Genomic DNA, 14388 nt, shown 5'->3' on the forward strand with positions numbered 1-14388 from the left:
AGATCATGCTTTTATCGGCGTTATTCCTCCTGTCGGGCGTATGTATTTTTTTTAAAACTCCCTGGCATTAAATCAGACTGTCAAAAATATTAATTACTCCTTTGTTGATGGCTCTAGCCATGCCCTCATTGAAAAAGTGAAAAACACCACGTTGCTTGCATCGTTCGGTACGCCGTCACAAGAGGAGCTTGATGATGGTTTGCTGGAACATCAGTTAGTGCTGGAGGATCACGTTGTCGCGGTACTGCCGTTACAGCACGCACTGGCGTCGAAATCAGAGATCGGTTTGTCAGATTTGGCGTATGAAAACGTTATTTTGCCGCAAAAGGACACGGGAGCGTATTCGATTATTTCAACGGCATTTTCTCTGGCGGGCATAAAGCCCAGACAGTATAAAGAGTGCAGCCAGATAGATATTGTGATGGATATGGTTGAGAACAATGCAGGCATTGCGCTATTTTCCAGCTCAATTGTCGATTTATATAAACGTGAGCATGTAGTGACTATTCCGTTAAAGCAGAAAATCAATAAATCGATATACCTGAGTTTTTTACGTCGCAACCGAAGAAATAAATTACTTACGCCAGTTATGGATATGGTGACGCAATAAGCGTACTGTGCTTCTCCACAAGTGGGTTGCGCGTTTTATGTTCGTGACGGCTGTCGTCTATTTTGCAATCGGTACGTCGGCGAACCGGGTGGTATACGCGGGTGACAACATGTTGCGCTTCATCGCCCAGGGCTGCTGAATACCTTGCCCAGCGAACCATATCGACCCTTTTCCCGAGGTATTTACGTGGTCAATAACCTGCATGAGCGTTGCGCTATTGGCTTGCGGTTGGTTGGTATCGAACAAATTAAGCTGGGCGGTGCCCTGGCTGTAAAAATCGCTCAGCATGACACCGGCTTTCATGTAACGGTGCCCGTTGGCCCAAATGCGATCGAGCGCCTGGGTGGCCATGCGAATAATGTCGCGCGTGTCGCTGGTGGGAATACTCACCCTGCCGGAAGCCTGATTGCCATAGAAGGTTTCACCACCAGCGTGTGGGCTGGTACGCAAAAACACGCTAACCTGACAACAATATTGCCGTTCTTGCCGTAGTTTTTCGGCTGCGCGCTCGGCATAGGCGCAGATAGCCTCGTGCATGTCACTATAATCGGTGATGCGATAACCAAATGAACGGCTACAGACAATCTGCTGTTTTGTCGGTGCAAACTCATCCAGCCCGAGACAGGGCTCGCCGCGCAATTCACGCACGGTGCGTTCCAGCACCACGTTAAAGTGCTTGCGAATCAGCCAGGTTGGGCTTTCCGCGAGATTCAGCGCCGTTTTTATGCCCATCAGATTGAGTTTTTTGCTGATACGCCGCCCCACACCCCATACCTCGTTGACGGGCACCAGAGACAGCAGTTTGCGCTGTCGATCGGTGTTCGACAAATCCACCACACCGCCTGTTTTTCGCCACACTTTGGCAGCATGATTTGCTAGCTTGGCCAGCGTCTTGGTTTGTGCAATACCGACACCGACTGGCAGCCCGATCTCTTTAAGGACTTTCTGTTGGATCTGTTGGCCTAACACGGCAAGCGGCGTTGCAGACGCCGGACAAATCCATAAAGGCTTCATCGATAGAATAGATTTCCAGCGTTGGTGCTAACTCAAACAATGTGGCCATAACGCGATTGCTCATGTCGGCATAGAGGGTGTAGTTAGAACTGAACACGGCTATTTGCGCATCGGGAAACGCTTTTTTCACCATGAAATAAGGCGCTGCCATTTTTATACCCAACGCTTTGGCTTCTCGAGAGCGAGATATTACGCAACCGTCATTGTTGGACACCACCACTACTTTATTCACTGCCGATGTGAGCAAATGACACGGTGCTCCCTGATAGCCTCCGTGGGCAAAATCGATTAGCATGTCCGTAAATTTTTCGCCCTGTGCATTAACTGCTGCTGACACGTTTACGGCCACGATGAGCAAACTGGATTACATAAAGCATTACCCATCAGAACTGATCGCGAGTGTTGATAGCTTGCTGCAATCTGGCAAGCTGGCTGCGGTAATTAAACAAAAGTACTCCGCGCCGCATACGGTGACGAATGACAAACAGCTCTACGACTATGTCAATGGTATAAAAAATCGCTATCTGAAAAAGGAAAGTGCGCTTGCCAAAATTATTTATGACGGTGCGTTAAATCCCGTTAAAGGCACGCTCGGCACCAATACCTTTATCTCTAAAAATCATGGCGGGAAGTTAAAAGCCAAGAATGGAATCAAGATATCGACCCTGTTCAGGAACGCGCCTGAAGCCTTTTTGCGCATGATCGTGGTGCATGAGCTGGCACACCTGCGTGAGAAGGACCACAACAAAGCCTTTTATCAGCTCTGTTGTCACATGGAACCGGACTACCATCAGTACGAATTTGATATGCGCTTGTGGTTGATTTGCAGAGAAGAAGGGCTGATTTAACCGGATGTCATGCGTCGAGCGATAGGCGCATTTCCCTTTTCCTTCCCGCTAGCGCATCGCCTTTACCGTAAAGGTGATCACGCCGAAGATCTCAAGCGCTTCCCCATGCTGAAAGTGTATCGGTGAATAGCGTGTGTTATGCGGCACCAATTGTAGAAAAGGGCGGGTGCGCAACTCTTTTAACGGTAAACTCGCCGTTCACGGCGGCCACAATGATATCACCGTGCTGTGCCGTCAATGCCCGATCAACCACCAGTAAGTCGCCATCGCCAATGCCGGCATCAATCATTGAATCACCGCTGACGCGGATGAAGTAAGTTGCATTGGGGTGTTTGATCACCAGTTGATTGATGTCGAGCCGATCTTCCACGTAGTCCTGCGCCGGGCTGGGGAAATCACAGGGCACGTGTTCTATAAAAAAGGGCAACGAAGAGGCATTGACGCTGAGTCGTGGAAGCAGAACGGGAGTGGATAACAGCATGATGATTTTCTCTATATATGTATATAAATTGGTCTTCCCCTATCATGGTGGGAGACTCATAACCCCATGTTTAACCTGCCGTAATGGAACATCACTGCCACCTTAAAGCGTTCTTTGTTCCGGTATCCTATGGACTTGATCCGCAGCAGCCTTATCTTGCTGTTTAGTGACTCTGCATTACCGTTTGATACCCTGTGTTTCATGGCATTCAGGATCCCGTACAGTCGTTTACGTAACGTCCGGGCGGCGCTGCTTAGTAGCGGGACACCAACGTCTTTTGCCATCCCTATCCATTCCAGCCACAGACGCCTGCTGTGTTCGTCATACCGGCGGTTCCAGAGTTCCCGGGCCAGCGCCTTCATTGCCCAGCAACGGCTGGTATCAGGCAGAACCATCTGCGCTGCTTCCAGTCTTTCTGCTATTCGACCATGACGTTTATGGCGACCGTACAACCACAGATAACGGGAACGATTTGCACTTTTTCGTGCCGTTAACGGGATGGTTTTCATCTCCAACTGTCGTGTTTTATCTACGACGGCACAGAGCATTTTCGCTACATGGAAGTGGTCGAACGCGATCTTCTCCACCGCGTTAGGCAGATGGAGCCGCGCTGCGCTTATATAGGATAGATTCATGTCCATCGACAGGGTTTTAATGGATTCAATCTGGCGGTCACCCAGACTCCGGAGATAGCCAGCAAGACTTTCAACTCCGCGATCATCTTTGAGTTCCAATGCCTGTCCTTGGGTATCAGAGATAACGGTGACGTACTGATGCCCCTTTTTGAAAGCGACCTCATCAACACAGAGATGACGTGCGGCCTGAGGTGTTTTTCGACGGGCCAGTCCACGCTTAACCGCCCGTTGCATAATATTATCGACAGCATTCCAGCTCAGCCTCAGCTGTTTCCTGACGGCATCCACGGTGCTGATTTTCAGCCATGAGATAACGAACGACTCGAACAACAGCGTATACCGGCTACCGGGGCCGGCCCATGGAACAGACAGCGTCTGGTAGCCATGCTCCGGGCACATAATACGGGGTACATCAGCTTCGACTATTGTCGCGAACTGACAGGTATCGAGATGGCGCCATTTACGATGTCGGTGATCGTGAATAGGACAAGATTTCCCGCAGGTTGGACAGGTTAACTGAGTGTTTTTCGCAATCTCAACTGTAACGGTAACAGAACCGGCATTTTCATCGAGAGAAAGAGACTTTACCTGCCACGGAATAGACAGGTTGAGGATATGAGCGTAGAGAGACTTTTCGTCCATGGTGGTGACCTCTGGCGATTTAATACGCCATTATCATGCCTTCAGCCACCACAACAAGGGAAGACCCATATAAATACAGTGTATGTGCAATGCCCATCGATCAAGCGGTTTTCTGATAGTTTTCTGTAATGGGTTAATATACCGAGTAATTTAAAGGTGAGATTTGCGTGGTGGTGCTTTCTCCGGTTTGATGTACTCTCAACACTAGCAAGAAACGCTTTTCTACTGTGTCTATCGGTAACGGTTTGCAGGCATAGTCATTGATGTCAACGGGTTATTGGTGTGATACAGGGTATTGAAAATTGGAGGATGAATTTTGTTGCTGCTAATCTTTGTCCATGAACGTGTCTTTTAGCGGACACCTTACAGCCGCGATCGTCCGTTGAATACGGGGGCAGCGTAGTGCGTTTAGGAAAAACGGTGATACGCGAGAAACGCCTTGTCTAGTATCTTACCTATGGTTATGCCTTTCCCTGATGGTGGGAAGATTGAAACACCTATTTTTTTTCTAAGGGCCTGGGTCTTATGCTGCCTACATTGATTTACCGAAGCCGTGCAAGCCGAACATTTGATCTATCGCTGCTTGATGCGTTAGTGGCGCAGTCTCAGGCGCGTAATATGACGCTGCAACTGACCGGCATTCTGATCTTTGATGGCAGTCATTTTCTTCAGGTTTTGGAAGGTGAACCAGAAGCCGTGAATCAGTTGTATGACGCGATCTGTCACGATCCTCGCCATGACGGTGTGGTTGAGTTGATGCGTGATTATGCGGCGAAGCGCCGTTTTATCAATATGGGCATGGCGCTGTTTGATTTACGCTATGATAAACCCGGTGCCGTACTGCGAGCGGTGATAAAAACTGGCGCGCTGCGCTATAATCTGGCGAGTGATGACCGGGTTTATAAATTTATTCGTACCTTATGTGGGAGGTCGCTGGAAAAAACAACTGGCCTACAGCAGAGAACCTGAGTCCTGGGGTTTCTTGTCAGAAGCGCCGCCTTTTACCTCTCCTCCAGAACAGTCGTTTTTAGGGCAACCTTGCCAGTTTGCGTTGCAACCCATTATTGAGTCGCTGCGTGGGCAAATCAGCTCGTTTGAAGCGTTGATCCGTGGTCCGAAAGGTGAATCGCCGCAGGATTATTTCGCGTCGATTCCGCCCGACAAACTGCATGAAACCGATCTTTCCTCCAAAGCGTGGGCGTGGGCGTGGGCGTGGGCGTGGGCGTGGGCGTTGGCGAAAAATATCAATATTGGCAGCCATAAAATTTCTATTAACCTGCTGCCGATGTCGCTGGTCAAGGTGCCGAATGCCGTTGATATTTTACTGGAGCAGATCGACCGCAATGGCCTGGTGCCTGAACAGGTCATTGTTGAAGTGACGGAGGATGAAGTCATTTCCAGTTTCGACGCATTTTCCTCTGCTATCCAGCAATTACGTTCGGCGGGGATTGGTGTGGCTATCGCTGCTTGCGAAGTTTCAGCCAGGCAAAATCAAAATCGACCGCAGCATCGTAACGGATATCCATGCACATGGGCCCAAGCAGGCGATTGTTCAGGCCATCGTAAAATGTTGTGCGGAACTGGAGATCAGTGTCGTTGCGGAAGGGGTCGAAACGGTGGAAGAGTGGTGCTGGTTAGAAGCAGCAGGCATTAGGCGTTTTCAGGGATTCCTCTTTGCCAAGCCCAAACTCAATGGCGTACCTGCTATTTGTTGGCCGCACCGGCGCGGCGCAGTATTGATATGCGTACTTTTGCGCGTATTTATGCCGCGCTTGCGGTTCCGGTGATTTTGACACAGCGTGAGGACGCGCAGAACAACTCTACCATTGCCGCCCGCGTGGCGATGTCTCGGGAGTAGGTCAGCTTTTTCGAAACGCATTTGCCTCCGTTGATTACGTCATTAGCGTCGATGTGTGGTGCTGTTGTCATGCTGCTGGTCATTGAGCGCATGGCAGGTTTCTTTTGCCTGGGGATCCTGGTCTTTTTCGCTTTTTTCCTGTCGGAATATACACGCTGGAATGAGATTCTCTATCAACGGCTTAATAACCGATTAGAAAAGGATATTGCGGTTGTCAGCAGTGCAGGAGAAAGGAAACTGCATCGCCATTATGATATGATGGCGCGTCTGCGTATCCGTCTGTCCGATCGTGAGGCGTGGGGCTATCTTGCTATCGGTGCTGCCTCAGCGCTGCTGTTTGGTGGTGTTATCATGCTGATGGCGGGGAAAAAAGGCATTGATGCTGGGCACGTTTATTCTGTGATGACCTACTTGTGGATGTTTGTGATGAGCCTGGATGACAGCCCGGCGTTACTGGAAAAATACGCGCAATTGAAAGAGATTGGCAAACGCGTGAATACGGGGCTTGGCTGATCGCGAGCTGTGCCATTATTCCCGCACCAATCGGGTGATTGCCAGCAGAATTTTTTCCCGACTCATGGGTGGCGATTAAAAAAGTTATGAATGGTATACCCCTCAATTAATACATCCAGCGTCCATGCCGTTTCCTCGTTAAAATGGCGGTGTAATGCAGTCCTGCTGCGCGACATCCACTCTTGTAACAGCGCGCGGTAGGCTTCCTGGCGCGAAGCCAGCGCATAGAGTTCAAAGCTTAACGTCAGGTGGTTCGGCGTTGCCCAGATATTCCCGCAAATCAGATCGGCGACGGCTTCACAGGCCCCATCGATCTCTTCTGCTTGTGCCAGACGCTGATGGAAGGCGTGAGAAATTTCGTCAATCATAAAGGTGAACGCGTCGATCAACAGCGCATCAATGCTTTTATAGCGATAGGTTAAGGTGCCTAAAGAGAGTTGCGCCCACGCCGCCACCCGGCGATACGTGGTACCGCGCACACCATGTTCAAGGATTACGCTTAGCGCGGCTTGCGCGATCCTGGTGGGTGTATCTGTTACGATATCTGTCTGATCGCACGAGGCGGCCATCTTTTGCTCCTTATTCCCCATTGCTGCTGCGCTGGACACCACTTCATTCTAAGCTATTCGCAGGTTACCGCTTTGCGATTGCAGGCATCTTGTTGCTGTTGCTGGCAAAAGTACGCGGGTGTTCTCTGACGCAACTACTGCCTGGCCAACCGAAACAGTTGGTGATCCTGGGTTTAAGCCAGACTGCTGTGCAATACACGCTATTTTATATTGGTTTGGCACACACCACCGGGGTTAACGGGTCGATCATGAATGCCACTCAGACGTTTTTCAGCGTACTGTTGGCACACTATTTGTACAATAATGACAAATTAAGCATCAATAAAAGTGTCGGCTGCCTGGTGGGCTTTATGGGTGTTGCCATCGTGAATATCAACGGGCTGGGCGATTTCACGTTTACGCTGATGGGTGACGGCTTCATCGTGATTTCGGCATTTTTAATCTCTGCGGCGAGCATTTACGGTAAACGTATTTCTGCTGCCATGGACGCAACAATGATGACGGGCTACCAATTGACCATTGGTGGCGTAGTCATGATTGCGGCGGGCTACCTGTTGGGAGGCAATATTCGTATCGAAAGCGGCACGGCCTGCATGGTATTGCTTTATCTGGTGCTGATTTAGTCGGTCAGTTTTGCACTGTGGAGCCAACTGCTGAAATACAACAAAGTGGGTGTGCTTGCGCCGTTTAATTTCCTGATCCCGGTTGCGGGCGTGCTGCTTTCTGCGCTGTTTTTGGGCGAGAAAATGCTGGAATGGCGCTATGCCATCGCGCTCGTGCTAATGTGTGTCGGTATCTGTATGGTCAATCGTCAGTCATGGCGGCCGCCATTGAGATAAATATTGCCTCAGTTTCCGTTGGTGCCAACAATAGGCACCAACGGTGAGGCCAAAACGCATCACGCTGGTGCTTTAACGGGGCTTTTTTTCTCTGGCGACAGAGGTACAGAAAAACGCCAGGATCACCATGCACAATACCGGCAGCATGGCGATGCGCAGCCCGGCGTGTTCGCCGATAAACCCCAGCGCTGGCGGCCCGACGAGAAAAGCGATGTAGCCGAGAATGGCTGCAAGGGTGACGCGCACCGCACGGTTTTCATCCGTAGCGCCAGCGGCAGATATAGTGAGTGGAAAGCCCAACGATGCGCCAATCCCCCATAAAATAACCGCGAGGGCCGCGAGCCACTGCATGTGGGTTAAAATAATCAGTCCCAATCCCAGGGCGGCTGAAATCACGCTGAATTTGAGAATGGCAGTGCGGCCAAATTGGTTTACGATGTAACCGCCTGCAAAGCGCCCGACGGTCATGCCTGCGGCGAACCCGACAAAGAACAGAGAGCCTGATGTATGGCTGAAACCATGCGCATCGATCATCAACAACGGCAGCCAGTCATTGGCAGAGCCTTCCGCCAGCGCCATCGCTAAAATCACTACGCCCAGAAGCATTAGACGCGCGTCTTTCAGTTCATGAATCACCTGCGCTTTATAGCTGCGGTTTTCACTGTGTTGCTCTGCCACAAGGGCGCTTGCCCACGGCATATGGGTAAATTGCAATGCAAGCGTCAGCGCAGTCAGGCTGATAATTATGCCAAAATGGAGGTTGATGCTGATGTTCAGTGCGGTCATCCCCATGCCAAACAGCGCCAGCGCACAAAACGCGACAGGTTGATTTGCCAGTAAAAGCGCCACGGCCAGAAGCAGGAAACCGATAGCCAGCAGCATAAAACCCGCTAGCGTAACGCGACGAATGCCGTACTTGTTGATCAGTTTTCCTGACCAGAGTATTCCCACCATAGACCCGCAGGAAAAACCAAACAAAATCAATCCGAAAACCTCAGTAGACGCATGCAGCGTGTCTCGTATCAACGGCGTTCGGGTGATCCAGGAACTCCAGGCAAAGCCGGGCAAAAACATCAGGGAAAATAACGCCATTTTCTGGCGCAGAACGGATGAAGACATAACAACAAACCTTTCTCACATTATCGGGTAGCACAGTACGCACAGCAGTGAGTGTGATTATTGACCGTTAATGAATATTCACCACCAATAATAGGTTCTTGCGTGTCGTACATTTGTACGAAATAGTGTTGCATATCCCTCTGCGGTTGTCAGCTATCAGGTATTTTTATTTGTTATGCCATAAGGTGAAAACACGCGGGTGCGATGAATGACCCGCGTGTTTGCCGCGTTACAGGCGTGCAATTTTGGCGGGTAACCCTTGCCGCACCGATGCGCCAGAAACCCAATCAAGCCAGGTATTGGGGATCTGGCGCGTGTGGTCGGTAAAACCTAAATCATTAAGATTGATCCCTGCGCCTACCTGCGGATTGACGGGTAACGCAACACCGTCCAGATAATGCTGTGCCGCGCCCATTTCCTTATGCCCATAGCCGTGTTCAATGGCGATCACTCCGGGCATGACGCCGCTAAATAGACTGATCTGGGCGATGACGCTGCCGCCTGGCGTAGTGATGCGCGCCCGATCGCCGTGTTGCAGGCCATAACGTTGTCCATCCGCTGGATTGAGCGCCACCAGATTGCTCGGCTTCACCTGATGTAGCCGGGATCACTGCAGACGCGCTTGCCATGGTATTGGATTTGAACGAGATCAACTTTAATGGCCAGTGTGTGGCAGGCTAGAGCTGTTCAATGGCGCGACCATCGGATAAGCGTGCGGGATACCAGGTTGGGCAGCCGCTGAAGCGTTCACCGGTAATGGCATGGCGATGAGAGGCGACCTGCGCGTTCCAGATTTGCAACGGTGTGTCCAGGCGATTACCCACGCTGTCATCAACGCGTCCGCTGGCATCGGGGGCGAAGCGGCCGCCACGCGTGTAGATAAACGCCACGCGGTCAACTTCGTCGGTGCGAAGTGTTTGTCTAAGCAACGGCATGATGCGATCGACGCCGCACAGTTGAATATCTTGTTGCGTTGCGGCGGCTACTGGCGCTTTACCGGCAAAAGCAATATTGGCTGCAACGCGCAGGTAATAGTCTTCTGCACAATGCAGCGGGTAGCGGTTACCTTGTGTATCACTGAGGGCGTTTTCACCAAAACCGGGCAAATCAAGCCGTTTTGCCACGGCAATACAGAAGGCTTCCATGCCGATCGGTTGTCCATCGGCGGTACGTGCGGTTGCTGGCGTGACGATGGGCCAACGTGCCGTGGAGGCTTTGCTGGCTACACCAGCCCATGGTGCGCTGAATCCACAGCTTTCAAAATTATGGGTGTCGGGCACCAGATAGTCTGCCAGTGCGGTGGTTTCATTCATGAACGCATCGATGGCGATAAACAGCGGTAAGCGTGCCGGATCTTTCAAGCGGGCTTCCGCGACGCCGCGTAATCCTGGGATGCCGTACATCGGGTTGGTCATGTTGGAAATCCATGCCTTGAGCGGGTAGGGATAACCGTCCAACGCGGAGTTGAGCAGTTCCGTCAGTTGCCCGGCAACGAACGGATATCAGGGCGCTTTGGCTGGCCAGGGTGAAACGCCTGCGGCGACTTTTTCCCGGTATTCATCCGAGGTTTCATAGGCGGTATTGCTGCGCGCAATATTGAGCCCTTTCGGCTTGACCTGACCGGGAAAGCTGACCAGGTTATAACGCGACCCATCGCTGACGCCATTAAACTGACCGCCGCCGAGGAATACGCCGCCAGACAGGCTCATGTTACCGATCAGCACATTGAGCATCATGGTCGCCCAAGCGTTATAAAAACCGTTGCCCGCCATCATGCAGCCGTGGGTGATAACTGCCGCTTTGCGCCCATAGCGGGTAAAGGTTTCCGCAAGCTGCTGGATCTGTGCAACTGGCACACCGCATTGCGCGCTGTACGCCGCCAATGTCATCTGCTCTGCTGCCTCTTTCAGGCGCTGGAAGCTGCTTTTCACCGTCACTTGCCGTCCGTCGTACAGGGTGACCTGCTGATTCACCAGCAGCGTCGCCATATCGCAGCGATCTGCCGCAACCAGCGCACCGCTGGCATCAACCACGATGGGCATAGCCGAGGCTGTGCTGTCGTTGTGTAGGTGTGTGGTGGTGAGGTGCAGGCCTGCTTGTGGATGATCGTCATCAACGATGACCAGATGTGTAGCGTTAGTCCAACTCTTTTCTCCTTAACGCTGCATCGCCGCCACACTGGGAATGGAGAGGTAAGCGGATTGATAACGCTGGTTTTCAATGATCCAACGGATCATCCCCATGACTAACGCGGCATCGCTGCCTGGATTGACCGGCAACCAGTGACCGTTATCATCCGCCAACACGGTGGTTAGTGGCAGTGCCGGTGCGACCACCACGTAACGAAAGGCTGCGCGCAACCGTGCACTGGCTAGCTGCCGTGCCTGACGTTTAAACGGGTTGCCGGATTGTGCCGGAGACGTGCCCATGAAAAGCGCAAATTCGACGTTGTCCCAGTCGGGTTTCACATGCGGGTTTTTATCGAGATTGCTTAATAGGGCGCCTGAACCGGCGCGGTAGGCGAGACCGCAGTAAGCACCGTGTGCCCCGAAATTCTTACTGCCAAAGCTGTTTTGTGCGAAACGACGCAGAAAGGTATCGCGCCCATCATCAGCAGCGTTTGTCACCAGTAGCTGATTGGTTTTAGGTCCATAGCTGGGATGGCGCGGATCGATGGGGGGGTCGGGCGCGTGGATGGTGCGTAGACCGTTAACGTGTCCTTCACCAAACAGATCGCCACCTTCGACGATTTCAGTGATTAACTGTTCAAAGCTGATGCGTTGCCATTTACCTTCGCCGCGCTTGCCAACGCGCTTCATCGGTTCGAGGATACGCAGCGGGCTGTATAGGCTATCTACCTGCGTGGCACCACGGGCGCAGACGGTAGAACGCTCATCAAGGCCGCTTTCGCCGGATAAACGAGCCAGCGTCTGAGCCATCGGAATGGCTGCGTCGATGTGGTGTTCGTGCGACAGCGGATGATAAGGGTTGCCCGCGATGCGCAGTACTTTCCCTGATGTCCGATCGACCCTGACGCGCAAATCGCATTGCGTCCAGCAGCTGAAGCATTGTGTCATCGATACGGTTTGTTGTGGATTGGCTTGCCAGCCATTGAGGGCTATCCCTTCCGGCTCCAACGCATTACCGATGATACGATCGCGGGTGATCGTACCCGAGGCGCCCTTCATCAGACCATAAACGGCGCGCTTTGCGACATCGCGATAGCTTAACCCAAACGCGGAAAGTCCGCCGATCGTCAGGCCCACTTTCAGCCACTGGCGTCGTGTCAATTTAGCCATGTTGTTTTCTCCTTGCGAGCCATCCGAGGGCTTCTCGAACCATAATCAGCAGTGCTACCCAGAGTCCGAAGGTACCAATAAGGGCTTGCAGGCCGTCGGTGGTGCTCGGTAGCGTATAAGGGGTGAGGTGCGCGTTGTATTTAGGAACGGTTTGGACCTGAATCAGCAGTGTCCAACGAATTAGCCAAGCGTAGGGCCATGGCACAGCAGGCACCACACAGCAAGATACGCGGTGCCCGCGCCCGAAGGCTTACCGCGATGGCGAGCAAGGTGGTGCATAACCACAGCGCCCCCATGCACCGGCATACAGGCGTGCGGAAGCACTGTTTGTCAGCCACAGGCGAACGGCGTTACCGGAGACGGTATCACCGGTTGCCCAAAGCGTAACGGTGCCCGCTAATACGAGGAGCGACAAAAGCTGCGCGCGCCCTAATCGGCATCGCCACACGTCGTCTTGTCGCATGGCGAAAATGAGTAAAGCGAACAGCGTTTGCAATGCGCTCAGGAACATGGTGATGGGAAAGGCATAGCTAAACCATATTGGCCGCGCTTTAAGAACAGAAGCTTCTCTGCCGGTGTAGATCAGCAATCCGATAGCGGCCAGTGCGCTGAAGAGTGCCAGCCAGCGTGTGGCGGCAAACGATTTTCCTGTCGGTGTGTTGTACTGTACTGCGATAAACCATATCCCGAGCAACAGGGTGAACAGTGGTAAAAACACTGCACCCCACGGCATCCATGACCAGGGGGTTGGATAGGCGTAGAAATGCCACACGCGCGCGGGTTGATGCAGATCGGCGGTCAGCGCCAAGGGTGCCGTGATGGCACAGGTCAGGGTAATGATGAGCGTGATATGTTCCTGTCGTGCGCTATGGACATCGCCACGCCAGCGTAGGCCACAGGCAAACAGCGCGCCGCAGGCGGCAATACCAATGAAGAAGAAGTGCACGGCCCAGGGTAACCAGGTGATGGATTGAGACTGGGTGACCAGTTCTTCGATCATAATCTGTTGTGTCATTTAAACCTCCTGATGCAGTGCGGGCTGTGCACGCCCCAGTAGTGGGGTGACGAAGGCCCCATCAAGGCCGAGGTAAAACACGTGAGGCGCAGTCCCCTGTTCCGGCATCAACACCTTGATGTCACTGTGATGTTGTGCCAGCATGCGGCTGATTTTGCTGTTGGGATCGCGCAGATCGCCGATAATGCGAGCGCCGCCGACGCAAGACTCAACGCAGGCGGGCAGTAATCCCGCTTCAAGGCGATGAACGCAAAACGTACATTTATCTGCGGTCTGGGTCTCATGGTTGATAAAACGTGCGTCGTAAGGGCAGACTTGTACGCAGTAGGCACAGCCGCCGCAGCGTGTGTTATCTACTACCACGATGCCATCCTCGCGTTGAAAGGTGACTTGCACCGGGCATACGGGCACGCAAGGCGGTTGATCGCAGAATCGCGGCAATAGCACATTGGTGACCGAGTGTGCCTCGGTTAACACCACCTGATACTGGCTAACATGGGTGCGCAAGGCGTCATGCGGGGCATGATTTTCAATGGCACAACTGACAGTACAGGACTGGCAGCCAATGCAGCGGCGCAGGTCTATCAACATCGCATAGAGATGTTCACGGGAGCCCCCTTTGCGCTGAGGGGCCAATGTCATGCCAGCCTGCGCCAGTGGAACCAGCGATGCACCTGCGGTAATCATGCCTATGCGTTGCAGAAATTGTTGTTTACTGCTGTCCATGGTGTTCTCCCATCACGTCGTAACGGCGTAACCTGTGTCACGCTGTCAGCCGGTGAGCGATGAATTAACAATGTCGATGATTTACAGTGTAAAAATGGCGGCGGGTATGGCTATATTGTGGTTAACCACATACCCGAAGCGTTGTTGATCTAAAACAACAATAACGACAGGGGTATTGCTTGGGAGGTGGGGTGAAACAGCTTGTGGTCGCGGTGTTGTG

The 14388-nt window shown here is 52.4% G+C and carries 6 protein-coding genes and 7 pseudogenes; 5 read left to right on the forward strand and 8 right to left on the reverse strand.

Annotated features, from left to right (window positions below; translation table 11 throughout):
* Window positions 1-61 precede the first annotated feature (61 nt).
* Window positions 62-610: a LysR family transcriptional regulator substrate-binding protein gene (locus JZM30_RS14640; RefSeq protein ID WP_286673601.1), complete on the forward strand. Its 549-nt coding sequence runs from the start codon at window positions 62-64 to the stop codon at window positions 608-610.
* 57 nt (window positions 611-667) lie between these two features.
* Here the strand turns inward: JZM30_RS14640 and umuC are convergent.
* Window positions 668-1847 (reverse strand): annotated as a pseudogene (gene umuC, locus JZM30_RS14645) (translesion error-prone DNA polymerase V subunit UmuC); the annotation flags it as partial.
* A gap of 127 nt (window positions 1848-1974) precedes the next feature.
* Here umuC and JZM30_RS14650 point away from each other — a divergent pair.
* Window positions 1975-2472, forward strand: a complete 498-nt coding sequence (locus JZM30_RS14650) for a YgjP-like metallopeptidase domain-containing protein (protein WP_252319578.1) — start codon at window positions 1975-1977, stop codon at window positions 2470-2472.
* Window positions 2473-2520: 48 nt separating this feature from the next.
* Here the strand turns inward: JZM30_RS14650 and umuD are convergent.
* Together umuD and JZM30_RS14660 are read right to left on the reverse strand one after the other, a co-directional pair.
* A pseudogene (gene umuD, locus JZM30_RS14655) lies at window positions 2521-2953 on the reverse strand (translesion error-prone DNA polymerase V autoproteolytic subunit).
* A 56-nt stretch (window positions 2954-3009) separates the two neighbouring features.
* Window positions 3010-4230 carry an ISL3 family transposase gene (locus JZM30_RS14660; protein ID WP_252319579.1) on the reverse strand — a complete coding sequence of 407 codons (1221 nt, stop codon included), beginning with the start codon at window positions 4228-4230 and terminating at the stop codon, window positions 3010-3012.
* 525 nt (window positions 4231-4755) lie between these two features.
* On the opposite strand from JZM30_RS14660, the pseudogene JZM30_RS14665 reads away from it, so the two are divergent.
* Window positions 4756-6017 (forward strand): annotated as a pseudogene (locus JZM30_RS14665) (diguanylate phosphodiesterase).
* Window positions 5954-6601 (forward strand): annotated as a pseudogene (locus JZM30_RS14670) (ABC transporter six-transmembrane domain-containing protein); the annotation flags it as partial. The pseudogenes JZM30_RS14665 and JZM30_RS14670, both read left to right, overlap by 64 nt.
* Window positions 6602-6663: 62 nt before the next feature.
* Here JZM30_RS14670 and JZM30_RS14675 read toward each other — a convergent pair.
* Entirely contained in the window at window positions 6664-7170 is a 507-nt protein-coding gene (locus JZM30_RS14675; RefSeq protein ID WP_252319580.1) for a TetR/AcrR family transcriptional regulator, read from the reverse strand.
* Between the two features lie 20 nt (window positions 7171-7190).
* On the opposite strand from JZM30_RS14675, the pseudogene JZM30_RS14680 reads away from it, so the two are divergent.
* A pseudogene (locus JZM30_RS14680) lies at window positions 7191-8009 on the forward strand (DMT family transporter).
* Between the two features lie 72 nt (window positions 8010-8081).
* On the opposite strand, the gene JZM30_RS14685 reads toward JZM30_RS14680, so the two are convergent.
* The 4 genes and pseudogenes from JZM30_RS14685 to ttrB all read right to left on the reverse strand — a co-directional run bounded on the left by JZM30_RS14685 (window position 8082) and on the right by ttrB (window position 14168).
* A complete protein-coding gene (locus JZM30_RS14685; protein ID WP_252319581.1) occupies window positions 8082-9128 on the reverse strand; it encodes an MFS transporter in 1047 nt (348 codons plus the stop codon).
* 229 nt (window positions 9129-9357) lie between these two features.
* Window positions 9358-12427 (reverse strand): annotated as a pseudogene (gene ttrA, locus JZM30_RS14690) (tetrathionate reductase subunit TtrA).
* Window positions 12420-13442, reverse strand: a pseudogene (gene ttrC, locus JZM30_RS14695) (tetrathionate reductase subunit TtrC). The pseudogenes ttrA and ttrC overlap by 8 nt, the downstream one beginning before the upstream one ends.
* Window positions 13443-14168, reverse strand: coding sequence for a tetrathionate reductase subunit TtrB (gene ttrB, locus JZM30_RS14700; RefSeq protein ID WP_252319582.1), 726 nt, complete (start codon window positions 14166-14168; stop codon window positions 13443-13445).
* Between the last annotated feature and the right edge of the window lie 220 nt (window positions 14169-14388).

Origin of the sequence: Candidatus Symbiopectobacterium endolongispinus (assembly GCF_018777385.1) — a bacterium.
Lineage (GTDB): Bacteria > Pseudomonadota > Gammaproteobacteria > Enterobacterales > Enterobacteriaceae > Symbiopectobacterium > Symbiopectobacterium endolongispinus.

Coding starts and splice junctions, on each gene's coding strand:
- JZM30_RS14675 (WP_252319580.1), bottom strand. CDS start 7,170: ATGGCCGCCTCGTGCGATCAGACAGATATCGTAACAGATACACCCACC.
- JZM30_RS14660 (WP_252319579.1), bottom strand. CDS start 4,230: ATGGACGAAAAGTCTCTCTACGCTCATATCCTCAACCTGTCTATTCCG.
- JZM30_RS14685 (WP_252319581.1), bottom strand. CDS start 9,128: ATGTCTTCATCCGTTCTGCGCCAGAAAATGGCGTTATTTTCCCTGATG.
- ttrB (WP_252319582.1), bottom strand. CDS start 14,168: ATGGACAGCAGTAAACAACAATTTCTGCAACGCATAGGCATGATTACC.
- JZM30_RS14650 (WP_252319578.1), top strand. CDS start 1,975: ATGAGCAAACTGGATTACATAAAGCATTACCCATCAGAACTGATCGCG.